Source organism: Streptomyces sp. NPDC086835, from assembly GCF_044745705.1.
Lineage (GTDB): Bacteria > Actinomycetota > Actinomycetes > Streptomycetales > Streptomycetaceae > Streptomyces.
This window is the reverse complement of record NZ_JBIVAU010000005.1, coordinates 428,629-453,604: the sequence shown is the minus strand read 5'-3', so window position 1 is coordinate 453,604 and position 24,976 is coordinate 428,629. Positions and strand designations below refer to the sequence as shown.

General features: G+C 71.6%; 21 protein-coding genes. 18 read left to right on the top strand and 3 right to left on the bottom strand.

Annotated elements, in window-relative coordinates; genetic code table 11:
- The first annotated feature begins 226 nt into the window (after positions 1-226).
- From ACIPJI_RS19900 to ACIPJI_RS19845, 12 genes are all read left to right on the top strand, one after another.
- Positions 227-1,708 (top strand): NCS2 family permease, encoded by a 1,482-nt coding sequence (locus tag ACIPJI_RS19900; RefSeq protein WP_307709035.1) that lies wholly within the window; start codon positions 227-229, stop codon positions 1,706-1,708.
- A 36-nt stretch (positions 1,709-1,744) separates the two neighbouring features.
- On the top strand, positions 1,745-2,896 hold the full coding sequence (locus ACIPJI_RS19895) for an XdhC family protein (protein WP_402247665.1): 1,152 nt from the start codon (positions 1,745-1,747) through the stop codon (positions 2,894-2,896).
- A 124-nt stretch (positions 2,897-3,020) separates the two neighbouring features.
- Positions 3,021-3,416 carry a molybdopterin-binding protein gene (locus tag ACIPJI_RS19890; RefSeq protein WP_307709037.1) on the top strand — a complete coding sequence of 132 codons (396 nt, stop codon included), beginning with the start codon at positions 3,021-3,023 and terminating at the stop codon, positions 3,414-3,416.
- A gap of 70 nt (positions 3,417-3,486) precedes the next feature.
- Positions 3,487-4,305: a molybdate ABC transporter substrate-binding protein gene (gene modA, locus ACIPJI_RS19885; RefSeq protein WP_402247663.1), complete on the top strand. Its 819-nt coding sequence runs from the start codon at positions 3,487-3,489 to the stop codon at positions 4,303-4,305.
- A 43-nt stretch (positions 4,306-4,348) separates the two neighbouring features.
- The gene (locus tag ACIPJI_RS19880; RefSeq protein WP_402247661.1) at positions 4,349-6,343 is read left to right on the top strand and encodes an ABC transporter permease; all 1,995 of its coding nucleotides are present in this window, start codon (positions 4,349-4,351) and stop codon (positions 6,341-6,343) included.
- A gap of 118 nt (positions 6,344-6,461) precedes the next feature.
- Positions 6,462-7,088 carry an RNA polymerase sigma factor gene (locus ACIPJI_RS19875; RefSeq protein ID WP_189474887.1) on the top strand — a complete coding sequence of 209 codons (627 nt, stop codon included), beginning with the start codon at positions 6,462-6,464 and terminating at the stop codon, positions 7,086-7,088.
- Positions 7,085-7,945 carry a hypothetical protein gene (locus ACIPJI_RS19870; RefSeq protein ID WP_402247659.1) on the top strand — a complete coding sequence of 287 codons (861 nt, stop codon included), beginning with the start codon at positions 7,085-7,087 and terminating at the stop codon, positions 7,943-7,945. Before ACIPJI_RS19875 ends, ACIPJI_RS19870 begins: the two co-directional genes overlap by 4 nt.
- Positions 7,946-8,069: 124 nt before the next feature.
- Positions 8,070-8,345, top strand: a complete 276-nt coding sequence (locus ACIPJI_RS19865; protein WP_402247657.1) for a hypothetical protein — start codon at positions 8,070-8,072, stop codon at positions 8,343-8,345.
- Between the two features lie 317 nt (positions 8,346-8,662).
- Complete coding sequence (locus ACIPJI_RS19860; RefSeq protein ID WP_356621600.1) at positions 8,663-9,085, top strand: hypothetical protein; 423 nt, start codon at positions 8,663-8,665, stop codon at positions 9,083-9,085.
- 190 nt (positions 9,086-9,275) lie between these two features.
- Positions 9,276-10,796 carry a pyridoxal phosphate-dependent aminotransferase gene (locus ACIPJI_RS19855; RefSeq protein WP_402247655.1) on the top strand — a complete coding sequence of 507 codons (1,521 nt, stop codon included), beginning with the start codon at positions 9,276-9,278 and terminating at the stop codon, positions 10,794-10,796.
- Between the two features lie 132 nt (positions 10,797-10,928).
- The gene (locus ACIPJI_RS19850; protein ID WP_402247654.1) at positions 10,929-12,377 is read left to right on the top strand and encodes a basic amino acid/polyamine antiporter; all 1,449 of its coding nucleotides are present in this window, start codon (positions 10,929-10,931) and stop codon (positions 12,375-12,377) included.
- Between the two features lie 22 nt (positions 12,378-12,399).
- Complete coding sequence (locus ACIPJI_RS19845; protein WP_402247652.1) at positions 12,400-13,665, top strand: arginine deiminase; 1,266 nt, start codon at positions 12,400-12,402, stop codon at positions 13,663-13,665.
- A gap of 27 nt (positions 13,666-13,692) precedes the next feature.
- Here the strand turns inward: ACIPJI_RS19845 and ppk2 are convergent, their stop codons facing one another.
- Positions 13,693-14,673: a polyphosphate kinase 2 gene (gene ppk2 / locus ACIPJI_RS19840; protein ID WP_356621595.1), complete on the bottom strand. Its 981-nt coding sequence runs from the start codon at positions 14,671-14,673 to the stop codon at positions 13,693-13,695.
- Positions 14,674-14,782: 109 nt separating this feature from the next.
- Between ppk2 and ACIPJI_RS19835 the strand changes: the two genes are divergently transcribed.
- Positions 14,783-15,910, top strand: a complete 1,128-nt coding sequence (locus tag ACIPJI_RS19835) for a winged helix DNA-binding domain-containing protein (RefSeq protein ID WP_402247648.1) — start codon at positions 14,783-14,785, stop codon at positions 15,908-15,910.
- A 291-nt stretch (positions 15,911-16,201) separates the two neighbouring features.
- On the opposite strand, the gene ACIPJI_RS19830 is transcribed toward ACIPJI_RS19835, so the two are convergent.
- The gene (locus ACIPJI_RS19830; RefSeq protein ID WP_402247719.1) at positions 16,202-17,023 is read right to left on the bottom strand and encodes a response regulator transcription factor; all 822 of its coding nucleotides are present in this window, start codon (positions 17,021-17,023) and stop codon (positions 16,202-16,204) included.
- A gap of 144 nt (positions 17,024-17,167) precedes the next feature.
- On the opposite strand from ACIPJI_RS19830, the gene ACIPJI_RS19825 reads away from it, so the two are divergent.
- The 3 genes from ACIPJI_RS19825 to ACIPJI_RS19815 all read left to right on the top strand — a co-directional run bounded on the left by ACIPJI_RS19825 (position 17,168) and on the right by ACIPJI_RS19815 (position 21,223).
- Positions 17,168-18,844 (top strand): AMP-binding protein, encoded by a 1,677-nt coding sequence (locus ACIPJI_RS19825; protein ID WP_402247647.1) that lies wholly within the window; start codon positions 17,168-17,170, stop codon positions 18,842-18,844.
- The gene (locus ACIPJI_RS19820; protein ID WP_402247645.1) at positions 18,841-20,448 is read left to right on the top strand and encodes an AMP-binding protein; all 1,608 of its coding nucleotides are present in this window, start codon (positions 18,841-18,843) and stop codon (positions 20,446-20,448) included. Before ACIPJI_RS19825 ends, ACIPJI_RS19820 begins: the two co-directional genes overlap by 4 nt.
- A gap of 145 nt (positions 20,449-20,593) precedes the next feature.
- Positions 20,594-21,223, top strand: coding sequence for an NADPH-dependent F420 reductase (locus ACIPJI_RS19815; protein ID WP_402247643.1), 630 nt, complete (start codon positions 20,594-20,596; stop codon positions 21,221-21,223).
- Positions 21,224-21,302: 79 nt separating this feature from the next.
- Here the strand turns inward: ACIPJI_RS19815 and ACIPJI_RS19810 are convergent, their stop codons facing one another.
- The gene (locus ACIPJI_RS19810; protein WP_307709050.1) at positions 21,303-22,034 is read right to left on the bottom strand and encodes a hypothetical protein; all 732 of its coding nucleotides are present in this window, start codon (positions 22,032-22,034) and stop codon (positions 21,303-21,305) included.
- 254 nt (positions 22,035-22,288) lie between these two features.
- Here ACIPJI_RS19810 and gcl point away from each other — a divergent pair, with 254 nt between their 5' ends.
- On the top strand, positions 22,289-24,076 hold the full coding sequence (gene gcl / locus ACIPJI_RS19805) for a glyoxylate carboligase (protein WP_402247641.1): 1,788 nt from the start codon (positions 22,289-22,291) through the stop codon (positions 24,074-24,076).
- 83 nt (positions 24,077-24,159) lie between these two features.
- Positions 24,160-24,738, top strand: a complete 579-nt coding sequence (locus ACIPJI_RS19800; protein WP_402247639.1) for a YdeI family protein — start codon at positions 24,160-24,162, stop codon at positions 24,736-24,738.
- The last annotated feature ends 238 nt before the right edge of the window (positions 24,739-24,976 follow it).

The following is a 24,976-nucleotide window of genomic DNA, read 5'->3' as shown; positions in this document are numbered from 1 at the left end:
GGGCGGTGCGGGCCATGCCTCCAAGGAACCAGCCGGTTCCCCGCAGGCCCGCGCCGCCCGGGGAGAACAAGTGCCGCACCGCTCGCGGCCGCAGCAGCACCGCAGTACCCCGAAGAGCGAGTTCGTCTCGGGCCGTCCCCCGGGTCGTGCAGCCAAGCACCATCCCAAATCCCGCCATCACCACTCTCCACGGCGGGTGCCCCTGTGAACCTTGGGAGTAGGCACCATGACCCAGCAGTCCACCGAGCCCCGGACCACGGCGGAGGACGCCGGCGCGGGAACGCGCCAGCCCGCCGGACGGTCCTGGCTCGACCGGTATTTCCACATCACCAAGAGAGGCTCGACCGTCGGCAGGGAGGTGCGTGGCGGCATCACCACCTTCATGGCGATGGCGTACATCATCCTGCTCAACCCGGTGATCCTGTCGGTGCCCGACGCGGCCGGCAACAGGCTCGACGGTGATCAGCTGACCACCGCCACCGCCTTCGCCGCCGCGGCGACCACCATCGTGATGGGCCTCATAGGCAATGTGCCGCTCGCCCTGGCCGCGGGACTCAGCGTCTCCGCCGTCATGGCCTTCCAGGTCGCGCCCGAGATGACCTGGGAAAACGCGATGGGCATGTGCGTCATCTACGGCGCCGTGATCATCCTGCTCGTCGTCACCGGTCTCCGTGAACTGATCATGAACGCGATCCCGCTGGCGCTCAAGCACGCCATCACCATGGGGATCGGCCTGTTCGTCTGTCTCATCGGCCTGGTCCAGGCGGGGTTCGTGACCTCCATGCCCGGCGACGGAGGCATCGCCGGCGCCAAGCCGATCCAGCTCGGTACCAGCGACATGCTGACCGGCTGGCCCGTTCTCTGCTTCGCCGTCACCGTGCTGCTGATCTTCATGCTCCAGGTCCGCAAGGTCCCCGGCGCCATCCTCATCGGCATCATCGGCGGCACGCTGTTCGCCGCCGCCGTCCACCAGTTCGCCGGCCTCGACAAGGCCGACTGGGGCGGCCTCAACGCACCCGAGATCACCGGCTCCATCGTCTCCAGCCCCGACTTCGGGCTGTTCGGCGCCGTCTCCTTCGACGGCATGGGCAGCGTCGGCGGCATCACCGTCGGCGTCATCGTCTTCACCCTGGTGCTGGCCGGCTTCTTCGACGCCATGGGAACCATCATCGGCATCGGCCAGCAGGCCGGCCTCGCCGACGACAAGGGCAAGATGCCGGGCCTCAACCGGGCCCTGGCCATCGACGGCGCGGGCGGCGCGATCGGCGGAGTCGCGGGCGCCTCCGGCCAGACCGTCTTCGTCGAGTCGACCGCCGGCGTCGGCGACGGCGCGCGCACCGGCCTCGCCAGCGTCGTCACCGGTCTCGCGTTCACGCTGTGCCTGTTCTTCACGCCGCTCGCCCAGGTCATCCCCACCCAGGTCGCGGCCGCCGCGCTCGTCGTCATCGGCTCGATGATGATGACCAACGCCAAGCACATCGACTGGAACGACTCCGCGACCTCGATCCCGGTCTTCCTCACCACGGTGCTGATGCCGTTCACGTACTCCATCACCGCGGGCATCGCGGCCGGAGTCATCGCCCATGTGCTGATCAAGGCCGTCCAGGGCCGGGCACGCGAGGTGGGCTGGCTGATGTGGGTCCTGGCCGTCGTCTTCCTCGCCTATTTCGCGCTGCACCCCATCGAGGGCTGGCTCGGAGTCAAGTAACCGCCCGCCACCGCAGAACACCCGAAGGAGACCGACATGCTGGACATCGCCGAAGAGCTGCACCGGTGGGTCGAGCAGGGCCGCAGTTTCGCCGTCGCCACCGTCGTGGCCGTCGGCGGCAGCGCGCCCAGGCAGCCGGGCGCCGCCCTCGCCGTCGACAGCGAGGGCACGGCGATCGGCTCGGTCTCCGGAGGGTGCGTGGAGGGCGCCGTGTACGAGCTGTGCCGGCAGGCCCTCGAGGACGGCGAAAGCGTCCTCGAGCAGTTCGGCTACAGCGACGAGGACGCCTTCGCGGTCGGCCTGACCTGCGGCGGCGTCATCGACATCCTCGTCACTCCGGTCCACGCGGACGCGCCCACCAGGGAGGTGTTCGCGGCCGCGCTGGCCACCGCGGCCCGAGGGGAGGCGGCGGCGGTCGCGCGGATCACGGACGGGCCCGCCGACCTCGCGGGCCGTGCCCTGCTCGTACGGCCCGACGGCACCTACGACGGCACCCTGGGCGGCCATCGTGAACTGGACCGCACGGCGGCCCGCGAGGCCGGGGCGATGCTGGACGCCGGCCGCACCGGCACCGTCGTGATCGGCGAGGACGGCTCCCGCTGCGGCAGGCCGCTGACGCTCCTCGTCGAGTCGAGCGTCCCCGCGCCGAGGATGATCGTCTTCGGTGCCGTCGACTTCGCCGCCGCCCTGGTGCGCGTCGGCAAGTTCCTCGGCTACCACGTCACCGTCTGCGACGCGCGCCCGGTCTTCGCGACCGCGAGCCGCTTCAAGGAGGCGGACGAGGTCGTCGTCGAGTGGCCGCACCGCTACCTGGAGTCGACCGAGGTCGACGGCCGTACGGTGCTGTGCGTACTGACCCACGACGCCAAGTTCGACGTACCGCTGCTCGAGCTCGCCCTGAGGCTGCCGGTCGCCTACGTGGGCGCGATGGGCTCCCGCCGCACCCACGAGGACCGCAACAGGCGGCTGCGCGAGGTCGGCGTCTCGGACCTCGATATCGCCCGGCTGCGCTCACCGATCGGCCTCGACCTCGGAGCCTGTACGCCGGAGGAGACCGCGCTGTCCATCGGCGCGGAGATCGTGGCGAACCGCCGCGGCGGCACCGGTGTCTCCCTGACCGGCGCGCACACCCCCATCCACCACGACGGCCCCGACGCGCCCACCGGGCGGATCGGGTCGGTGGCGTAGGCGCCCGGCGGGCCGCTCACCGAGTCGCGCTTCTCCGTGGCATCGCCCAAGTGGGACGCATCTGCGATGGAGATTCGGCCGAACGGGCTGTACCTGCCAGCTCAGGACGCCTATCGTGGCGCATATGCAGTCCTACACCATCGGGCAGGCGGCGCGGCTGCTCGGCGTCAGCGCCGACACGGCGCGGCGCTGGGCCGACGCCGGACGGGTCGCGACCCATCGCGACGAGAGCGGGCGGCGTCTCATCGACGGCCGGGACCTGGCCGCGTTCTCCGTCGAGGTCGCCCAGGGCGGCGTCGGCGACGAGGAGACCTCCTACACGTCGGCGCGTAACGCGTTCCCCGGCATCGTCACCGCCGTCAAGCTCGGTGACGTCGCCGCGCAGGTGGAGATCCAGGCCGGGCCGCACCGGCTCGTGTCCCTGCTGACCCGCGAAGCCGTCGAGGAACTCGGACTGGAGGTCGGCATGCAGGCCACCGCCCGGGTGAAGTCCACGAACGTGCACATCGACCGCGCCTGAACCGGGCGCCCGTCCGCCGTCGGAGCGACCGCGCGACGCGGCGCACCGCAGCACAGAGGAGTCCCGTCCCGTGTTCCCCACCCCCGGCGGACGCCGCCGCTCTCCCGTTCCTGGCCGACGCCGCGCCGCGGCCGCGATCCTGACGGCCGCGCTGCTCGCCCCGCTCGCCGCCTGCGGCACCGGCGACGCCGGGAGCGGGAAGAGCGCCTCCGGCGAACCGTCCGCCGCCCGCCTGACCGTGCTCGCCGCGTCCTCGCTCACCGACGTCTTCAAGACGGCGGGCGACGCCTACGAGAAGTCGCACCCCGGCACGGAGATCGCCTTCTCCTTCGCCGGCTCGCAGGAACTCGCCGCGCAGGTCAGGCAGGGGGCTCCCGCCGACGCCCTGGTCACCGCCGACAGCAGGACCATGGAAGGCCTCGCCGCCGACACCGGCTCCCCGGTCGTCATCGCCAAGAACCGGCTGGTCATCGCCACCGGCAAGGGCAATCCGCACAAGATCGGTGCGCTCGAGGACCTCGCCGGGACCAAGCTCAAGGTCGTGCTCGCCGCGCCCGAGGTCCCCGTCGGCCGCTACAGCAGGCAGATCCTCCAGGGCCGCGACGTCGACGTGCGTCCGGTGTCCGAGGAGCCGAACGTCCGGGCCGTGCTCAGCAAGGTCGAGATGGGCGAGGCCGACGCGGGCATCGTCTACCGCACGGACGCCGCCGTCGCCGCCGACCGGGTCGACGCCGTCGACATCCCCGACGGCCACAACGCCGTCGCCTCCTACCCGGCCGCGACGCTGAAGTCGTCGCAGAACGCCGACGCGGCAGAGGCGTTCGTGACCTGGCTGACCGGCCCCGAGGCTCAGAAGATCCTCCGGGACGCGGGCTTCCAGCAGCCGTAGCCGCTCTCCCCGTCCCGTCTCCGCTCGATCACCAGGACGCACCATGAAGCGCCTACGCGACACGACCCGGTCCCGCCTCCCCGGCAGGCGGGACCGGCCCGGCGGGGGTCTCGGAGCGCGTACACCCGTGGTCCTGGCGGTGCCCGCGCTGCTCGCCGTCGTGTTCCTGCTGCTGCCCCTGGCCGGCATCCTCGGCCGGACCGCCTGGAGCGACATCGGCGGCCATCTGACCACCCCCGGCGTCACCGAGGCGCTGCGGCTGTCGCTCGTCGTCTCCTTCTGGGCGCTCGGACTGTCCCTGCTGCTCGGTGTACCGCTCGCCTGGGTGCTGGCACGGACCGACTTCCCGGGCAAGACGCTCGTCCGCTCGCTCGTCCTCCTGCCCATGGTGCTGCCGCCCACCGTCGGGGGAGTGGCGCTGCTGCTCGCCTTCGGCCGGCGTGGACTGCTGGGGCCGTGGTTGGAGGACACCTTCGGCATCACACTGCCGTTCCACACCTCCGGCGCAGTCGTCGCCGCGACCTTCGTGGCCATGCCGTTCCTCGTCATCAGCCTCGAGGGCGCCCTGGGCGGTCTGCGTCCGGGCTACGAGGAGACGGCCGCCTCGCTCGGCGCCTCGCCGCTCCGCGTCTTCCTCACCGTCACCCTGCCGATGGTCGCCCCCGGGCTGATCGCCGGAGCGGCACTGACCTGGGCCCGCGCGCTCGGCGAGTTCGGCGCGACGATCACCTTCGCCGGCAATCTGCCGGGCACCACGCAGACGCTTCCCTTGCAGGTGTATCTGCTGCTCCAGGAAGAACCGGACGCGGCGACGTCGCTCTCGCTCCTGCTGCTCGTCATCGCCATGGCCGTGCTGATCGCCCTGCGCGGCCGATGGACGGGCGGGGCTCCGCCTGCCGCGGCCCGCCGAGCACCCGCCGCCGTCGCCGAGCCGGACGAACCAGGCCCTTTCTCCCCGGGAGCCCCGGCGACCCCGCGGGCCGGGTCACCGGCGGCGGACGGACGCTGGCCGCTGCACGCGGAGGTCACCGGCTTCGACGAGCTCACCCTCGACGCCGCACCCGGCACCACCATCGCCGTCGTCGGCCCCAACGGCGCGGGGAAGACGACCCTGTTGCGCGCCCTCCTCGGACTGACCCCGCGCGCCCACGCCGCCCTGCGGCTCGGCGACACCGACGTGTCCGCCCTGCCGCCCCACCGCCGCGGTGTGGCCTGGGTGCCCCAGGACGGCGCGCTGTTCCCGCATTTGAGCGCCCTCGGCAACACCGCGTACGGGCTGCGCTCGCGGGGCATCTCCCGTGCGGAGGCCCGCCGCAGCGCACAGGAGTGGCTCGAGCGGCTCGGCGTCGGCCATCTCGCCGCCCGCAGACCCGCGCAGCTCTCCGGCGGCCAGGCCCAGCGCGTCGCCCTCGCCCGCGCCCTCGCCGCCCGGCCCCGGCTGCTGCTGCTGGACGAACCGCTCGCCGCCCTCGACCAGACGACCCGGGCCCAGGTGCGCCACACCCTGCGCGGCCATCTCGACAGCTTCGGCGGCGTCTGCCTGATCGTCACCCACGACCCGGTGGAGGCCGTGTCGCTGGCCGACCGGGTACTCGTCCTCGACGACGGCCGCGCCGTCCAGGACGCGCCGCCCGCTGAAGTCACCCGCCATCCGCGTTCGCCGTGGGTCGCGCGGATGCTCGGCCGTAACGCCTGGCCCGGCACGGCCGTGGCCGGCGGCATCGAACTCGGCGGCGGCGGACGGCTCGTGGTGGCCGACCCGCTGACCCCGGGCGCGGACGTCCTCGCGATCATCGCCCCGGAGGCGGTGTCCGTGCACCGCGAACGCCCCGGCGGCAGCCCTCGCAACGTCTGGCCCGGCACCGTACGCGAGATCACCACCGTGGGCAGCCGGCTCCGCGTCCTCGTCACCTCGCCGCACGCGCCGGACCTCGTCGCGGAGATCACCCCGCAGGCGGCGGCCGAACTGGGCCTCGCGGAGGGGGAGTCGGTCTGGACGGGCGTCAAGGCCACCGAGGTCACCGTTGTCGGCCTGTAGCTCCCCGCGGCCCCGGCCGAGCGGCCGGTGAGCTGTGACGTTTCCGTGGGCGGCGACGCTGACACTACGGGGGACATGGGCACGGGTGCGCCGTGCCGGCGGGAACGAAGAGGACCGAGTGGGCAAGGGGCGGGGCAGCCGGCGTGCGGAGACGCACGACAAGGAGCTCGGCGATGCGGTGGTACGGGCACAACGGGGTGACGAGGCCGCCTTCTCCGCGGCCTATCGACTCGTCCACCCCCCGCTGCTCGGATATCTGCGCGGCCTCGTGGGCGACGACGCCGAGGACGTCGCGTCCGACGCCTGGCTTGAAATAGCCCGTGACCTCGGGCGCTTCCGCGGCGACGGCGCCGGCTTCAGAGCCTGGACGGCGACCATCGCCCGCCACCGCGCCATGGACCACCTGCGCCGGATCAGGAGCCGCCCGCGCGGGACGGTCCTCGAGAGCGAGCTCACCGGACTCCCTGCCCCGCAGGACACGGCGGCAGAGGCGTTCGAGACCGTCTCGACCCAGGAGGCCCTTGCCCTCATCGCTCAACTGCCCCGGCAGCAGGCGGAGGCGGTGCTCCTCCAGACGGTCATCGGACTCGACGGGCCGGCCGCCGCACGGGTCCTGGGCAAACGCCCGGGAGCCGTGCGCTCCGCCACCCACCGGGGACTGAGACGGCTGGAGAGATACCTGGCGTCGCCGCCGCGCGGCGGTGTGACAGATTCGGACTCCCCTTCGCTGGGAGATGCGAGATGACCGAAAACCGATCCGGAGATGCCGTGGGCCACGCCGCGCCGCCGCAGCGCTCACCGCAGCCGCAGCCGCAGTTGCCCGCACAATCGCGGCAGCCGACGCTCGACGAGTTGCTCGCCGCCGCCGCGCGCCCCGCACCCGTCGCTCCCGATGCCGAGGAGAACGCCTTGGCGGCGTTCCGCGCCGCCCGCGACGAAGGGGCGCTCGCGCTGCCCACCCGCCCCGAGGACGACTGGCGGCCGGCGGAGACGCGGACCCGTGTCCCGTGGATCCGGGCCGGTGTCGGCGCAATCGTCGCCGGCGTCATGCTCGGTGGCGTCGCGATGGCGGCCGGCGCGATCCCGACCCCGTTCGCGGACCCGCCCGCCGAGAAGCCGCGCCCGGTACCCCGCGTCTCCCCCTCCGGCGCGGGGGAGCGGAGCACCGGCGTGACTCCGCCCGCCACGGTGCCCGCCGTCCCGCCCGCCACCGTCCCGGGAGTTCACGAACACCCGTCCACCGCCGAGGACCTGACCGCCCATTGCCGCGCCTATGAGGCGGCAGAGGCGGCAGAGGCGGCAGGCCGGAACCACGGAAAGCCGGGCGGCGGCAACGCGAACGGCAAGGTCGACGGGCGACGGGCCGACGGCGGCGCCAAGGAGAGCGCCGTGCGGGAGCGGCTGGCAGCCGTCGCCGGCGGCCCCGACAAGGTCGAGGCGTACTGCGCACGGCTGCCGGCGGACCGGCCGGCCGGCCCGGCGGGCGAAGGGCACGGCCCGAAGGCCGACGAGAACGCCGGCGCCGACGCACCGTCCCCCTTCGATCCCCAGGCCAAGCCGGACAAGTGGCGTGCCCCGATGCAGAAGCCGTCACGGCACTAGGACCCGCAGGACGTGCAGGACCCCCAGGCCCGCAGGACCCGCAGGACGCCGTAAGAGGGATGCGGCCTTGACGACGCGGTGCGCCCGGCGCCGCCCGCCGCCGCCCGTGCCTAGGGTGCCCCTTGTGGACCTGGACGATGATCTGAACCGGCTGAGCCGCGACGAACTCGTGGCCGAGGTGAGAGAGCTGCGCCGGGGGATCCGAGCGCACCGGGACAGCTCGGGCCACGATCTGTGCTGGCACCATCCGCAGTTGTGGGGACTGCTGCCGGAGCGCCTGGAGCCCGAGGTGGCGGTACCGCCGTGGCCACGGTTCATGCGCGGCTGTGTCCGTTACCGGGAGTCCCTCCAGGCGCAGTTGCCCGACGCGCCCGTCGACGACCGCGAGTACGGCGGCTAGACCGGTCGGCCGGCGACACCCCCTGACACAGCCTGCTCGGAACACGACGTGCCCGAACTCGGCCTGCACGGACACCGCCTGCACGGACACCGCCTGCACGGACACCGCTTACGCGGTCGTCCGCTGACCATGACCGCCGTGCGACGCTCCGGCCCGGCCGAGGGTTGTACGCCGCCCGCTGATTTTCTTGTGAGAACAGCCACCTGCGCCGTCCGTGATGCTCCCGCCCGTGTTTCCGCTGGGTCCGGTGAGGCCATCGTTGTGGAAAGGCGGATGCCGTGGAGGATCACGGGGCAGGACTGCCGGACGCCAGGGGCATGAGGAGCTACACCGCCCGGTTCGTCACGGAGATGAGTGAGCGCAGCAGACTGCCGCTCGACTACAGCGTGACGAGCCTGAGACTGGTCGATGTCGTCGTCGACGGACTCAGACGCAACAGACCCGTCCGTACCGGGGTGGACCGCTTCCTTCACGGGCTCGGCGCCTATACCGGCGAGGTGATGGTCAGACGTGCCGGGGCGTGCTGGGTCGACCTCGACGCGGGACAGCGCGAGATGTTCGGCCAGCCGGTGGGGGTGCGGATGCCGGACGGGCGGGTGTGGAACCCGCTCGGAAAGGTCGTCAAGCGGTTCGAGCACGGTCCTGGCGAGTCGGTCGAGCATTTCTATCTGCTGCTGCACGGCCGGCGTACGCCGCGGACACGCCGGGGTGCGGCACAACAGGCGGCCTGCGGCCGATGACCTGAGCCAGGCGTCACCGGCGACGGCCGCCCCGACCTGATCGCGTGCGGCTCGAACGCCACGTACGTCCAACGGGCCGGGGTCCCGCCGCCGAGGCGGCGGGACCGTTGAACGGCGCCTGACCTCCACCCGTACCTTCTGGCGGCCCGTGTGGATCCGCACGGGCCGCCAAAAGGCAGGGAGGCACGTCTTGGCCGGCAGCAACGGCAGCAATGTCACCGCGCTCTTCCGCGCGTCCACCGCGCACAGTCCGTCGTATTTCACGCTGGACAGGGCGGGCGGCGGCGCGGCCGGCGAGATCGTGGACTTCTGCATCCCCTGCAACCCGTACTTCCCGACCCCCGCCATGTTCGACGAGCTCGGCAGCAGGCTCAGGGAGATCCTGACCTACTACCCGAGCAGCTCCGAGACGATCACCGCCGAGCTCTGCCAGCTGCTCGGCCTCAATCCCCAGACCGTCGCCATGGGCAACGGCTCCACCGAACTGATCACCTGGATCGACCATCTGCTCGTCCGCGAGTCGCTGGCGGTGCCGGTGCCCACCTTCGGCCGCTGGACGGACCAGCCGATGGAGACCGGTAAGCGGGTGGACATGCTGCTGCTGCCCGAGGCGCGCGGATTCGTTCTCGACCCGGCGTCCTTCGTGCAGTTCGTGCGGAGCAGAGGCTCCCGCGTCGCCGTCGTCTGCAACCCCAACAACCCCGACGGCGGCCTCCTCCCCAAGCAGCAGGTGCTGTCCCTGCTCGACCAGCTCCAGGACCTGGACCTGGTCGTCGTCGACGAGTCGTTCCTCGAATTCGCCGACGCCGGGCAGGAGACCAGCGTCGCGGCCGAGGCCGTGCTGCGGACGAACGTGATCGTGCTGCGCAGCCTCGGGAAGAACTTCGGCCTGCACGGCGTGCGTTTCGGCTATCTCGTCGCCAACCCGGGTCTGGCAGGGAAAGTGCGCGCCGCGCTGCCGAAGTGGAACATCAACTCCTTCGCGGAGACCGTGGTGTTCATGCTGGGGCAGCATCGCCAGGAGTACGCGGAGAGCCTCGCGCAGGTGGGCCGCGACCGACAGGACATGATCTGGCGGCTCTCCCAGCTGCCCGGTCTCACCGTCTATCCCTCCCAGGGCAACTTCGTGTACGTGAGACTTCCGGAAGGAGCCGACGGTGCGATCCTGCGCGACCGGCTGCTCGCGGAGCACGGCGTCCTGGTGCGGGAGTGCGGCAACAAGATCGGCAGCTCCAGCCGGTTCGTCCGGCTGGTGGTGCGTCCCGAGCCGGACGTGGCGCGGCTGGTCTCCGCGATGGAACTCGTGCTGTACGGCGAGCACATCCGGTCCGCGCCCGCCCCGCCGCCCGCGCCGGAGCCGCCGCAGCCGATGCTCGCGCAGATACCGGCACGGTCCCAGCCGATGCCCCGGGCCGACGCTCAGGCACAGGCGGTACAGGCGCAGGCCCAGCAGTCGGCCGTGGCGCCCGTGCCGGCCCAGGCGCAAGCGCGGCAGCCGGTCGCCGCCCCGATGCTGGCGCAGGTGCCCGCCCAGGCCCAGCCGCTGCCGCAGCACGCCCCTTCGCTCGCCCTCACCCGGACGCCGGACGCCCAACAGCCGCTCGTCGCCCGGGGCCTGGCACCCGCTCAGGCCGCCGGGCCCGGCGCGGCGGCAGCCGCCGGCTACACGTCGGGCACGGCGGCGGTGGACCGCCTCATCTCCCAGGCGTGAGCGCGTCGCCCTCGCGCGAGCGAGGGCGACCTGGCCCCCTCGGGACACTCCGTATCCGGCATTCGGCACAAACCGGTGGATAGGCGATAGATTCCGCTATCGGTGATGGTCGGCCGTACGGAGCGGGGAGACATGACGACCCAGGGTGAAACCACCGCGGATACCCGGCCGGCCGTCAAGCTGACCTTGATGACGCTCACCGCCATGGTGGTCGGATCCATGGTGGGCGCCGGGGTGTTCTCCCTGCCGCGGCGCTTCGCCGACGAGACCGGTGTCGCCGGCGCGCTCATCGCGTGGACCATCGCCGGCACCGGCATGCTGATGCTCGCGTTCGTCTTCCAGTCGCTGGCCGTGCGCAGGCCCGACCTCGACGCGGGTGTCTACGCCTACGCCAAGGCCGGGTTCGGCGAATACCTCGGCTTCTTCGCAGCCTTCGGCTACTGGGCCAGCGCCTGCGTCGGCAACGTGACGTACTGGGTGCTCATCATGTCGACGATCGGAGCCGTCTGGCCCGCGCTCGGCGACGGCGACACCGTGCTCGCGGCCGTGCTGTCCTCGATCGGGCTGTGGGGGTTCTTCCTCCTCATCCGGCGCGGCGTGAAGGAGGCCGCCGCGATCAACCGGATCGTCACCGTCGCCAAGGTCGTCCCGATCCTGGTCTTCGTCCTGATCGCGCTGTTCTACTTCAAGGCGGACGTCTTCGCCGACAACTTCGGCGGCGCCGACTACGCGGGCTCCCTCTTCGACCAGGTCCGCGGGACCATGCTCGCCACGGTGTTCGTCTTCCTCGGCGTCGAGGGCGCGAGCGTGTACTCCCGGCACGCCAAGCGCCGGGCCGACGTGGGGCGCGCCACCGTGCTCGGCTTCCTCAGCGTCTTCGCGGTCTTCGCCTCCGTCACCATCGTGTCGTACGGGATCATGCCGATGGCCGAGATCGCCGAGCTCCGCCAGCCGTCGATGGCAGGCGTCCTGGAGGAGGCGGTCGGCGCCTGGGGCAAGGTGTTCATCAGCGTCGGCCTGATCGTCTCCGTCCTCGGCGCCTATCTGGCCTGGACGTTGATGGCCGCGGAAGTGCTGTTCGTCGCCGCGAAGGACGACGACATGCCGCGCTTCCTGAAGCGGTCCACCGCCGCCGACGTGCCGGAACCGGCACTGGTGATGACGACGCTTCTCAGCCAGATCGTCCTGATCGTCACGCTCTTCTCCGACGACGCGTTCAACTTCGCGCTCGACCTGACGAGCGCCCTCACCCTCATCCCGTTCCTGCTCGCGGCGGCGTTCGCGCTCAAGATCGGGCTCAGGCCCGACGACAGGACCGCCGGCGGCCGCGGTTCCCGCCGGGAGCTGACGGTCGCCGCCGTCGCCACCCTCTACATGGCGTTCCTGCTCTTCGCGGCCGGGCCGAAATTCGTCCTCGTCTCCTTCATCATCTACGCGCCCGCCACGTTCCTCTTCGTGAAGGCCCGCAGGGAACAGGGCAAAAAGTTGTTCTCGCCCGCCGAGACCGTCATCTGCGCCGTCTCGGTGGCCGGTGCCGTGCTGGGCGTCGTCGCCCTGGCCGCCGGCTGGATCACCCTTTGACCCGGAGACCAGGAAGGCTCTCATGACGACCGACACCACCAGCAGCGCCCGCCCGTCGCACGGCGTCCACTCGGAGGTCGGCAGACTCCGCAAGGTCCTGGTCTGCGCCCCCGGCCTCGCGCACCGCCGGCTCACCCCGACCAACTCGGACGACCTGCTCTTCGACGACGTGATGTGGGTCGACAACGCCCAGCGCGACCACGCCGACTTCGTCGACAAGCTCCGAGAACGGGACGTCGAGGTCGTCGAGTTGCACGACCTGCTCACGCAGACCATGGCCATCGGCGAGGCCCGGTCGTGGCTCCTGGACCGGAAGATCACGGCCAACGAGGTCGGCATCGGTCTCATCGACTCCACCCGCGCCTTCCTCGAGACGCTCGAGCCCCGCAAGCTCGCCGAATACCTGATCGGCGGCCTGGCGACCGCCGACCTGCCCGAGGAGTTCCGCCCCGGGTACGTGGCCCTCGCCCGCGAGTCGACCGGCGTACGCGAGTACCTCATGCCACCGCTGCCCAACACCCTCTACACCCGCGACACGACCTGCTGGCTCTACGGCGGTCTGACCCTCAACCCCCTGTACTGGCCCGCCCGCCACGGCGAGACGCTGCTGATGAAGGCGATCTACGAGTTCCACCCCGACTTCGCCGGCTCGACGGTGTGGTGGGGCGACCCGGAACTCGACTGGGGCCAGGCCACGTTCGAGGGCGGCGACATCATGCCCGTCGGAAGCGGCGTCGTCCTCATGGGCATGAGCGAACGCACCTCCCGCCATGCCATCACCCAGGTCGCCGCCGCGCTCTTCGCGAACGGCGCCGCCCGCCACGTCATCGTCGCCGGAATGCCCAAACTGCGCTCCGCGATGCATCTCGACACCGTCTTCACCTTCGCCGACCGCGACATCGTCACGCTCTACCCGAAGATCATGGACGCGGTGCACACCTTCTCGCTCCGCCCGTCCGACAAGGCACCCGGCGTCGAGATCACCGACGAGGGGTCGGCGGCCTTCACCGACGTGGTCGCCAAGGCCCTCGGCCTGTCCGAGCTGCGGATCATCGAGACCGCGGGCGACGTCTACGCCTCCGAACGCCAGCAGTGGGACAGCGGGAACAACGCCGTCGCCCTCGAGCCGGGCGTGGTGTTCACCTACGACCGCAACACCCAGACCAACGCCCTGCTGCGCAAGGCGGGCGTGGAGGTCATCACCATCGTCGGCGCGGAGCTGGGCCGCGGCCGGGGCGGCGGCCACTGCATGACGTGTCCGATCGTCCGCGATCCGGTCGACTTCTGACCCGCCGGCCCGCGGCGGCCGGGCCGCTCAGGCGCTGGGCCCACCGCCCGGGTGCGCGCCCGGCCCCTCGGCATGCCCGGTGAGCGGGGTCGGGGACAGGGAGGTGTTCTCCTCACCCGGCTCCAGGAGAGTGTCGGCCGCCCCGACGATCAGCGGGTCCGGCCGTCCGATGGCCTCCGGGTCCTTGCTGTCGTAGTCCACGCGCCACAGCAGACTGCGCATGGCCTCCAGGCGACCACGGCGCTTGTCGTTGCTCTTGACCACCGTCCACGGGGCGTGCTCGGTGTCGGTGGCCCGGAACATGTCCACCTTGGCGGCCGTGTACTCGTCCCACAGGTCCAGCGACGCGACGTCCGTGGGGGACAGCTTCCACTGGCGCACCGGATCCACCTGCCGGATCGCGAAGCGGGTGCGCTGTTCCGCACGCGAGACCGAGAACCAGAACTTGACCAGAATGATCCCGTCCTCGACCAGCATCCGCTCGAACTGCGGGCACTGGTGCAGGAACAGGTCGTACTGCGGCTTGGTGCAGAACCCCATCACCCGTTCCACACCGGCCCGGTTGTACCAGGAGCGGTCGAAGAACACGATCTCGCCCGCGGAGGGCAGATGGGCCGCGTAACGCTGGAAATACCACTGCGTCGCCTCGCGTTCCGTCGGCTTCTCCAGCGCCACCACGCGTGCGCCGCGAGGATTCAGCCGCTCGGTGAACCGCTGGATCGTGCCGCCCTTCCCCGCCGCGTCGCGGCCCTCACAGATCACGATGAGCCGCTGACCGGATTCCTTGACCCAGCGCTGCAGCTTCAGCAACTCGATCTGCAGCACACGCTTCTGCTGTTCGTACTCGGCTCTGCGGATCTTGCGTTCGTACGGGTAGTTCTGCCGCCAGGTCTTGATCGGGCGGCCGTCCTCGTCCAGGAGAACCGGGCGCTCCGGCTGGCTCGTGTCCACGGTCATACCGTCGAGCAGCGCCTGCCCGTCCGGGTCCCGCTCCGTCGGGTTGCTCATCGCTGCCACCTGCCCCGTCGGCTGCCGATCACGTCTCCATCATGATCCCATCCGACAGCTCCCGCCATTGCGGACGGACACTGTCCGCAAGCCTCGGTAGCGTGCGGGCATGGCTTCGAAAACCGCGATCCACCCCGTTCTCGGCACCCGCGAGCTCAACCGCGCCACCCTCGCCCGGCAGCTCCTGCTGCGGCGCGCGCCCCGGACCGAGATGCCCGTCGCGGCGGCCGTCGCGCACCTCGTCGGGCTCCAGGCGCAGAACGTGAAGCCGCCCTACTACGCGCTCGACGCCCGACTGGAGGCGTTCGATCCGCAGGAGCTGTCCACGCTGATGGAGGCCCGCGAGGTGGGGCGGCTCGTGACCATGCGGTCCACCATCCACACGCACACCGCCGACGACTGCCTGCGGCTGCGGCCCCTCGTCCAGCCGGCCAGGGACCGCGAGCTGGCGCAGTTCCGCGCCGGGCTCGTCGGCGTCGACCTCGAGCGGCTCGCCGCCCTCGCCCGCGAACTCGTCGAGGCGGAGCCGCGGACCATGAAGGAGCTGCGGGAAGCGCTGCTCGCCCACTGGCCGGACGCCGATCCGTTCGCGCTGTCCGTCGCCGCCCGCTGCTCACTGCCGCTGGTGCAGGTCACCCCGCGGGGACTGTGGGGCAGGAGCGGCCAGGTCCGGCTCACCACCGCGGAGCGGTGGTTCGGCAGGCCGTCGGAGCCCGAGCCGGACGCCGAGGACGCCGTACGGCGCTACCTCGCCGCCTTCGGGCCCGCTTCCGTCAAGGACTTCCAGACCTGGTCCGGGCTGACGCGTACACGAGAGGTCTTCGAACGGCTGCGGCCGGGGCTCGCCGTGTTCCAGGACGAGCACGGCGTGGAGCTCTTCGACCTCCCGGACGCGCCCCGGCCCGACGCCGACACCCCGGCACCGGTCCGTCTGCTGCCCGAGTTCGACAACCTCCTGCTCTCGCACGCGGACCGGCGCCGGGTGGTGTCCGCGGAGCACAAGGCGCTCACCTGGCGGGGCAACCAGGCGTACTGCACCTTCCTCCTCGACGGCTTCCTCGCCGGGATCTGGCGGCTTCAGGAGACCGGCGACACGGCGACGGTGACGCTGCAGCCGTTCGACGCGCCGACGAGGGCGCAGCGGGAGGAACTGGCGGGCGAGGCGGAGCGGATGCTGCGGGGGATGCGGGCGGGGGCGGCGCACGAGGTGCGGTTCGGGCAGGTGGGGGCGGCGTAACGCCTGCGGCGGGCGGCTCCCCTCCCCGCCTGTTCCCGCTGTACCGATGTGCGGCTCCGCCGCGTGGCGGGCAAGCCCCCGGCCCGGGCCCGTACCGCGCTCCGCGCGGTGCCCTCGATCTCCCCCTCCGCCCTGGCGGCCGTGGGAGACGCCCCCAGGCGGGCTCACGTTGCCCGGCAACTCGAGCCCCGCCGGCGATTGAGGCGAGGGGGGTCCGGTGGGGGTCCTCCCCACGCCGCCAGGCGTAGGGGGAGGAGCCCCCGGTTCGAACGGCTCCGCGCAGCGGGCTCGTCACGGAAGGACGCCCGCGCGGCGCGCCGCCACGACCGCCTCCAGCCGCGTCCGCGCCCCCAGCTTCCGCATCGCCGACCGCAGATACGCCTTCACCGTCTCCGGCCGCAGCCCCAACCGCCCCGCAGCCGCCGCGTTCGTCGCGCCGGAGGCGACGCAGCCGAGCACGTCCAGTTCGCGCGGCGTCAGCGACACCTCGCCGGTCGCGGAGGCCGGCGCACGCGGGCCCGGCGCCAGTCGCGCGCAGACCGCGAGCAGTTCCTCGCGCAGGGCCCGGTCCGTGATCCGGGGTGCCAGGGCGCGCAGTTCGCCGTGGACCTCGCGTACCGTCTCCCAGTCACGCGGACCCACGGCGTCGTCCGTGGCCGGCGGGCGGGCCCTCGCGAGCAGCTGTTGCATCTCGTCACGGACGGCCAGCGCCTGCTCGACGTCCCGTGCCGCAGCCACCGCCGCGTCGAGGACCCGGTCGCCGAGCACGAGCGGCCGGCGCAGCGCCCCGTACAGAAGGCCCCGCACCCGGCGGTGCACCACGACGGGGACGGCGACCACCGACCGCAGCCCCTCGGAAGCCACCGCCGCGTCGTACTCGTGGCTGATGTGCCGCGCCGCCGGGTAGTCGGTCACCGCGCACGGCCTGGAGAGGGCCATCGACTTGCCGCCCAGGCCGTTGCCCGCGCAGATGGCGAGCCCCCGCAGCGCGCCGGTCGCGGCGCCGTTCAGCTCGCCGATGCGCAGTTGCTGCTGCCGCCCGTCGGTGAGGAGCCCGCCGAAGGCGACGGGGAGCCCTGTCGTTCGCCGCAGCCGGAGCAGCGCCGCCCGCATCTCGGCCGCTTCGCCGGTTCCTGTCACGCGCGCTTCCTCCCTCCGGTGCCCCCGGGGCGGGGACGACACCCCCGTACGGGGGTAGTGAGACCTGGGTCACCGATTACACGATGTGGACGGCCGGTCCCGCAACGAGGAGGACACATGACGTCTGGCAGCGCGACGGAGAGGTTCCGGGCCGCACGGGACTTCCTGCTGGAGCACCGGGAGGACTACGTACGCGCGTACGAGGGCTTCGAGTGGCCCCGCCTCGAGCACTTCAACTGGGCGCTGGACTGGTTCGACGTCATCGCGGAGGGCAACGACGCTCCCGCCCTGCGGATCGTCGAGGAGGACGGGACGAGCAGCCGGTTCTCGTTCGCCGAGATGTCCGCCCGGTCCGACCGGGCGGCGAACTGGATGCGCGCCCAGGGGGTCGGGGCCGGTGACCGGATCCTCGTCATGCTCGGCAACCAGGTCGAGCTGTGGGAGACCGCGCTCGCCGCGATGAAGCTGCGCGCCGTGATGATCCCGGCGACGCCGCTGCTCGGCCCGGCGGACCTGCGCGACCGGATCGAGCGCGGCCGGGTGCGGCATGTCGTGGTGCGCCCGGAGGACACCGGCAAGTTCGACGACGTCCCCGGCGACTACAGCCGGATCGTGGTCGGCGGCGAGCGCCCCGGCTGGCTGCCCTACAGCGGTGTGTACGACAGCCCGCGGGCCTTCGAGCCCGACGGCCCCACCCGCGCGGACGAGACGCTGATGCTGTACTTCACCTCCGGCACCACCGCGCGGCCGAAGCTCGTCGAGCACACCCATGTGTCCTACCCGGTCGGTCATCTCGCGACCATGTACTGGATCGGTCTGAAGCCCGGCGACGTGCACCTGAACATCTCCTCGCCCGGCTGGGCCAAGCACGCCTGGTCCAATCTGTTCGCGCCGTGGAACGCGGAGGCGACGGTCTTCATCCACAACTACACGCGCTTCGACCCGGGCCGGCTGATGGCCGAGATGGACCGGGAGGGGATCACCAGTTTCTGCGCCCCGCCGACGGTCTGGCGGATGCTCATCCAGGCCGACCTGAGCCGGCTGCGGAAGCCGCCGCGGGAGGTCGTCGCGGCCGGTGAGCCGCTCAACCCCGAGGTCATCGAGACCGTGCGGCGCGAGTGGGGCGTGACCATCCGCGACGGGTTCGGCCAGACCGAGACGGCCGTGCAGGTCTCCAACAGCCCCGGCCAGCTCCTCAAGGCAGGGTCGATGGGCCGGCCCAGCCCCGGCTACAAGGTCGACCTCCTCGACCCGGTCACCGGTGAACCGGGCGCGGCGGAGGGCGAGATCGCCCTGGACCTGTCCGGCCGGCCGGTGGGCCTGATGACCGGGTACCACGGCGACGAGGAACGCACCGCGGAGGCGATGGCCGGCGGACACTACCGCACGGGCGACATCGGCTCCCGCGACGCCGACGGCTACATCACCTATGTGGGCCGGTCGGACGACGTCTTCAAGGCATCCGACTACAAGATCAGCCCCTTCGAGCTGGAGAGCGCGCTGCTGGAGCACGAGGCGGTGGCGGAGGCTGCGGTGGTGCCCGCCCCCGACCCGGTGCGCCTCGCCGTCCCGAAGGCGTACGTCGTCCTCGCGGAGGGCTGGGAGCCCGGGCCCGACACGGCCAAGCTGCTCTTCGAGCACTCGCGCGCGGTGCTCGCCCCGTACAAGCGCATCCGCCGGCTGGAGTTCGCCGAGCTGCCGAAGACCGTGTCCGGGAAGATCCGCCGGATCGAGCTGAGGGAGCGCACGGCCCAGGGCTCCGCCGCCGAGTACACGGAAGGCGACCTGCGATGACACTGTCGTACGCACACGGCGTCAGCAGTACCCCGCTGCTCGGCGAGACGATCGGCGGCAACCTGGCGCGTACCGCCGCCGCGCACCCCGACCGGGAGGCACTGGTCGACGTGGCGGCCGGCGCCCGCTGGACGTACGCCGAACTCGACGCCGCCGTCGACCTGCTGGCGCGCGGACTCCTCGGCTCGGGCATCGGCAAGGGCGACCGGGTCGGGATCTGGGCGGTCAACTGCGCGGAGTGGGTGCTGATCCAGTACGCCACCGCCCGGATCGGCGCCATCATGGTGAACATCAACCCGGCGTACCGGGCGCATGAGCTCGAGTTCGTACTGAACCAGGCCGGGGTCTCGCTGCTGGTCGCCTCGCAGACGCACAAGAGCAGCGACTACCGCGCCATGGTCGACGCGGTGCGTCCCAAGTGTCCCAGGCTGCGCGCCGTCCACTACATCGCCGACAGCTCCTGGCACGTGCTGCTGGAGGCGGCCGCCGACGTCACCGAAGAGCAACTGCGGGCCAGGGAAGCGCAGTTGTCGTGCGACGACCCGGTCAACATCCAGTACACGTCGGGCACGACCGGCTTCCCGAAGGGCGCCACCCTCTCCCACCACAACATCCTCAACAACGGCTACTTCGTCGGCGAGATGATCGCCTACACCGAGCAGGACCGGGTGTGCATCCCTGTTCCTTTCTACCACTGCTTCGGCATGGTCATGGGGAATCTCGCCGCCACCTCCCACGGCGCGTGCATGGTGATCCCGGCGCCCTCCTTCGACCCGGCGGCCACCCTGCGCGCCGTGCAGGAGGAGCGCTGCACCTCGCTGTACGGGGTGCCGACGATGTTCATCGCCGAGCTGAACCTGCCCGGCTTCGCCTCCTACGACCTCTCCACCCTGCGTACCGGCATCATGGCGGGCTCGCCGTGTCCGGTGGAGGTGATGAAGCGGGTCGTCGCCGAGATGAACATGGCCGAGGTGTCGATCTGTTACGGCATGACGGAGACGTCCCCGGTCTCCACGCAGACCCGGCGCGACGACGACCTGGAGCGCCGCACGGGAACCGTCGGCCGCGTCATGCCGCACATCGAGGTCAAGGTCGTCGACCCGGTCAGCGGCGTGACCCTGCCGCGCGGCGAGGCGGGCGAGCTGTGCACCCGCGGCTACAGCGTGATGCTCGGCTACTGGGACGAGCCGGAGAAGACAGCGGAGTCGGTCGACGCAGGCCGCTGGATGCACACCGGCGACCTCGCCGTCATGCGCGAGGACAGCTACGTCCAGATCGTCGGCCGCATAAAGGACATGATCATCAGGGGCGGCGAGAACGTCTACCCCCGGGAGATCGAGGAGTTCCTCTACGCGCACCCGAAGATCGCCGACGTGCAGGTGGTCGGCGTGCCGGACGAGCGCTACGGCGAGGAGATCCTCGCCTGCGTGATCCCGCGCGACCCGGCGGACGCCCCGACGCTGGAGGAGATCGCCGAGTTCTGCCGCGAGCGGCTGGCCCACTACAAGATCCCGCGCCGCCTGGAGGTCCTCACGGACTTCCCCATGACGGTGAGCGGCAAGGTCCGCAAGGTGGAACTGCGTCGCCGCTTCGGGGACGGCTGAGACGGCGCGTGCGCACCGGACCGGGCCGGGTCCGGTGCGCGCACGACCCGGCCGGGGTATGGCGGGGGACCTACGCCATGAGGCCCACCACGTCCGGGCCTTGAGCCCGATCCGGCCGGGCCGGCGGCGCCGTTAGCGTCGCAGCATGCGTATAGGAATCCTTGGCACAGGCAACGTGGCCCGAGCACTGGCGGTCGGCTGGTCCGGGGCGGGACACGAGGTGGTTCTCGGGTCGCGCCGGCCGCAGGACAGGAACGAACCCGGCTTCACCGTCGTGGGTCTCGACGAGGCGGTCGCCGACGCGGAGGTCGTGGTCAACGCCACGCCGGGGACCGTGTCCCTAGAACTGCTCACCGCGATCGGGGCGCCGGCGCTGACCGGTAAGACGCTGATCGACATCGGCGTCGGACTGTCCGACGACTACACGGAACTCTCCCACCCCAACAGCAGCCTCGGCGAGCAGATCCAGGCAGCCTTCCCGGGGACGGCGGTGGTCAAGACGCTGTGCACCATGGACTCCACCGTGATGGTGCACCCCGGCGGCCTGGACGGTCCGAGCACGGTCTTCCTGTCCGGTGAGAGCACCGCCGCCAAGCAGCTCACCGGCCGGCTCCTCGGCGACCTCGGATGGCCGCCCTCCTCCCTGATGGACATCGGCGGCATCACCACCGCACGGGGACAGGAGCACTTCGCGCTGCTCTTCATGGGGATCGCCGCCGGCGTGGGCGGTCACACGTTCAACATCAACGTCGTCACGCCGTCGGCCCGGCAGTGAGGCGCTCCGGTCGCCGACCGGACCGGTAGGAGCAAGCGAGCGGGGGGAGGAGTGGCGCCGGCCGCGACGGCGCGGGGCGTCACACTCCCGTGGAGATCAGCTCGTCGGCAGGGGCGTTGACCGGCTGCGGGCAGCCGGTGAGGTCCATGACGAACAGGGGGACGCCGAGCTGGTCGGCGCGGGCGCGGGCGTCGTGCGCGTAACCCGCGAGGGAGAAGAAGACGCTCGCGGAGGACGAGCTGAGGCCGTTCAGCCACAGGCATTCGACGGCGCGCAGGGTCGCCGGTCTGGTCGTGGGGTCGACCTGGGCGACGATGCCGGGGCCTTTGAGGTCGATGCCGGACACGGGGCGGACCTCCGGCTGGATCACGTCGCGGAAACCCAGCCACTTGAGATAGAGAGCCGCGGCGGTGACCGCGTCGCGCGCGGTGCGGATCGTCACCGGCCGGAAGGAGGGCCGGGAGGCGACGGCCGTGCGCGGCAGCGGTATGTGCCAGGGGCGCCGGAGACGGCTCGGCCCCTCGGCGGGGGCCGGCACCGGCCGTGTGCCGACGGGCCGGACGGGGACCCGCAGGACCGTGCCGCACGGGCAGCCCAGCTCGGGTTGGGGCCACTGGTCCTGGCGGTCGCACTCGGGGCAGCGGACCGTCACCCAGTCGTCCGTCCAGGTGCGGTGCGTTATCGGCTCCGGCCGGGCGGCACGCAGCAGGGGCGCCGCGAGCGGGGCGCCGCACGGGCACGGGTAGACGGGTGCCGCGAAGAGGTGGTCGCGGCGGCAGACCGGGCAGCGCACCGGCACGCTCTCGGTCATCGTGGCCTCTCTCCCTCTCCTCGGTCGCCCCCATCGTCCATCAACCGCGCCCCGTTGGCGAGGCACTTCGCCGACTCGGCGGGCCATCGGCCGTCGTGGTGGGCGTCCCTTGACGTGGCCCGGAGCGCGCCCTACATTGCTTCCGTATAGCAAAACTGAACTTCCACAATACGGAATAGCTGCTCTCAGGTGGCGCGACAGAGCCTGTTCCGACCGTTCCGACCAGATCCGACAGGCCGAAGCAGGAGCACCCCATGCCTCGAATGACCGCCGCCCGTGCGGCAGTTGAGATCCTCAAGCGTGAAGGCGTCACCCACGCGTTCGGTGTGCCGGGCGCAGCGATCAACCCCTTCTACAAGGCCCTCCAGGCCGGCGGCGGCGTCGAGCACACGCTCGCCCGCCACGTCGAGGGCGCGTCCCACATGGCCGAGGGCTACACCCGTACCCGGCCGGGCAACATCGGCGTCTGCATCGGCACTTCCGGCCCCGCCGGCACGGACATGATCACCGGGCTGTACTCGGCGATCGGCGACTCGATCCCGATCCTCTGCATCACCGGCCAGGCCCCTACCTCCGTGATCCACAAGGAGGACTTCCAGGCCGTCGACATCGCCTCGATCGCCAAGCCGGTCACCAAGGCCGCCACGACCGTGCTGGAGGCCGCTCAGGTCCCCGGCGTGTTCCAGCAGGCCTTTCACCTGATGCGCTCCGGCCGCCCCGGCCCGGTCCTGATCGACCTGCCGATCGACGTCCAGCTCACGGAGATCGACTTCGACCCGGAGACGTACGAGCCGCTGCCGGTCTACAAGCCGGCCGCGACCCGGGCCCAGATCGAGAAGGCCATCGGCTTCCTGCTGGAGTCCGAGCGTCCGCTGATCGTCGCCGGCGGCGGCATCATCAACGCCGACGCCTGCGACCTGCTCGTCGAGTTCGCCGAGATCACCGGCACGCCCGTCATCCCCACCCTGATGGGCTGGGGCACCATCCCGGACGACCACGAGCTGAACGCCGGCATGGTCGGCCTCCAGACGTCGCACCGCTACGGCAACGCGAACTTCCTCGAGTCCGACTTCGTCCTCGGCATCGGCAACCGCTGGGCCAACCGTCACACCGGCTACAAGCTCGACGTCTACACCAAGGGCCGCAAGTTCGTCCACGTCGACATCGAGCCCACCCAGATCGGCAAGATCTTCGCACCCGACTACGGCATCGCCTCCGACGCGAAGGCCGCCCTGGAGCTCTTCGTCGAGGTCGCGAAGGAACTGAAGGCCGCCGGCCGGCTGCCCGACCGCAGGGAGTGGGTCGACGCCACCAACGAGCGCAAGGCGACGCTCCAGCGTCGTACGCACTTCGACAACGTGCCGCTCAAGCCGCAGCGCGTGTACGAGGAGATGAACCGCGCGTTCGGGCCGGAGACGCGGTACGTCACCACCATCGGTCTCTCGCAGATCGCGGGCGCCCAGATGCTGCACGTCTACCGGCCGCGCCACTGGATCAACTGCGGGCAGGCCGGCCCGCTCGGCTGGACGATCCCCGCCGCGCTCGGTGTGGCCAAGGCCGACCCCGAGGCCTCCGTCGTCGCCCTGTCCGGCGACTACGACTTCCAGTTCATGCTGGAGGAACTGGCGGTCGGCGCACAGCACCGCATCCCGTACGTCCACGTCCTGGTGAACAACTCCTACCTGGGCCTGATCCGTCAGGCGCAGGCCGGCCTGGACATCAACTTCCAGGTCAACCTGGAGTTCGAGAACATCAACTCCCCGGAGATCGGCGTCTACGGCGTCGACCACGTCAAGGTCGTCGAGGGCCTCGGCTGCAAGGCGATCCGTGTCACCGAGCCGGACCAGATGCTGCCGGCCTTCGAGGAGGCGAAGAAGCTCGCCGCCGAGTACCGGGTCCCGGTCGTGGTCGAGGCGATCCTGGAGCGCGTCACCAACATCGCGATGAGCAAGACCGCGGACATCAGTGACGTCACCGAGTTCGAGGAGATCGCCACCGAGCCGGGCCACGCCCCGACCGCGATCAGGCCGCTGAAGGTCTGACCGCGCCGCAAGCCCCCGAAGGGCCCGGTCCGCAGAACGCGGACCGGGCCCTTCCGCCATGTCCCCCGCGCTAGCGTGAGCGCATGGAAACGCTGGACGGACTGCCGCTGGTCGCCTTCGCCGGCCTGCCGGAGCTCGAGGCATGGCTCGAGGAGCACCACAGGACCGCGCCGGGGCTGTGGGTCGAACTGGCGAAGAAGGGGTCCGGGGTGCCCTCGCCGAGCGCGGCCGACGTCAACGACGCGGCGCTCTGCTACGGCTGGATCACGGGCCTGCGGCGCTCCCGTGACGACGTCCGCTACCTGCAGAAGATCACCCCCCGTCGGCCTCGCAGCACGTGGTCGCAGGTGAACGTCAAACGCGTAGCGGAGCTGACGGCCGCGGGCCGGATGCGCGAGGCGGGGCTCGCGGAGGTCGCCGCCGCCGAGGCGGACGGCCGCTGGGAGGCCGCGTACGCCTCGCAGCGCGACGCCGAGGTGCCACCGGACCTGACCGCCGCCCTGCGGGAGAACCCGCGGGCGCTGGCGGCTTTCGAGAGCCTCGGCAGGACGGAGCGGTACCAGATCGTCCTCGGCCTGCTGAAGGCCCGGACGGAGCACACCCGCAAGGCCCGTCTGGAGCGGACGCTCTCCGCGCTGGCCTCCGGCGGCCAGGTGCGCTGAACGGGAAAACGGACCAGGGCCCGGCCGCTGTGCGATGGCCGGACCCTGATCTCGGGCGCGCGGCACGGGACCGTACCGGACCGTGCACCCTGTCTGTGAAGTTGATGCCGCCCGACGGTGCGAGGCTGGCGCGACAGGACGTTCGCGCCGCCGGGCGGGGTCTTGGTGGGATCGCCGGACGGAGTCCGGCGCAGCCGCCCGAAGCCGCGAAGTCGCGAGGGAGGCGCGAAGAACCGGT

Excerpts from the sequence above, each read along its gene's own strand:
- ACIPJI_RS19900 (WP_307709035.1), top strand. The coding sequence starts at position 227 with ATGACCCAGCAGTCCACCGAGCCCCGGACCACGGCGGAGGACGCCGGC.
- ACIPJI_RS19895 (WP_402247665.1), top strand. The coding sequence starts at position 1,745 with ATGCTGGACATCGCCGAAGAGCTGCACCGGTGGGTCGAGCAGGGCCGC.
- ACIPJI_RS19890 (WP_307709037.1), top strand. The coding sequence starts at position 3,021 with ATGCAGTCCTACACCATCGGGCAGGCGGCGCGGCTGCTCGGCGTCAGC.
- ACIPJI_RS19880 (WP_402247661.1), top strand. The coding sequence starts at position 4,349 with ATGAAGCGCCTACGCGACACGACCCGGTCCCGCCTCCCCGGCAGGCGG.
- ACIPJI_RS19870 (WP_402247659.1), top strand. The coding sequence starts at position 7,085 with ATGACCGAAAACCGATCCGGAGATGCCGTGGGCCACGCCGCGCCGCCG.
- ACIPJI_RS19860 (WP_356621600.1), top strand. The coding sequence starts at position 8,663 with ATGAGGAGCTACACCGCCCGGTTCGTCACGGAGATGAGTGAGCGCAGC.
- ACIPJI_RS19850 (WP_402247654.1), top strand. The coding sequence starts at position 10,929 with ATGACGACCCAGGGTGAAACCACCGCGGATACCCGGCCGGCCGTCAAG.
- ACIPJI_RS19845 (WP_402247652.1), top strand. The coding sequence starts at position 12,400 with ATGACGACCGACACCACCAGCAGCGCCCGCCCGTCGCACGGCGTCCAC.
- ppk2 (WP_356621595.1), bottom strand. The coding sequence starts at position 14,673 with ATGAGCAACCCGACGGAGCGGGACCCGGACGGGCAGGCGCTGCTCGAC.
- ACIPJI_RS19835 (WP_402247648.1), top strand. The coding sequence starts at position 14,783 with ATGGCTTCGAAAACCGCGATCCACCCCGTTCTCGGCACCCGCGAGCTC.
- ACIPJI_RS19830 (WP_402247719.1), bottom strand. The coding sequence starts at position 17,023 with ATGCGGGCGGCGCTGCTCCGGCTGCGGCGAACGACAGGGCTCCCCGTC.
- ACIPJI_RS19825 (WP_402247647.1), top strand. The coding sequence starts at position 17,168 with ATGACGTCTGGCAGCGCGACGGAGAGGTTCCGGGCCGCACGGGACTTC.
- ACIPJI_RS19820 (WP_402247645.1), top strand. The coding sequence starts at position 18,841 with ATGACACTGTCGTACGCACACGGCGTCAGCAGTACCCCGCTGCTCGGC.
- ACIPJI_RS19815 (WP_402247643.1), top strand. The coding sequence starts at position 20,594 with ATGCGTATAGGAATCCTTGGCACAGGCAACGTGGCCCGAGCACTGGCG.
- ACIPJI_RS19810 (WP_307709050.1), bottom strand. The coding sequence starts at position 22,034 with ATGACCGAGAGCGTGCCGGTGCGCTGCCCGGTCTGCCGCCGCGACCAC.
- gcl (WP_402247641.1), top strand. The coding sequence starts at position 22,289 with ATGCCTCGAATGACCGCCGCCCGTGCGGCAGTTGAGATCCTCAAGCGT.
- ACIPJI_RS19800 (WP_402247639.1), top strand. The coding sequence starts at position 24,160 with ATGGAAACGCTGGACGGACTGCCGCTGGTCGCCTTCGCCGGCCTGCCG.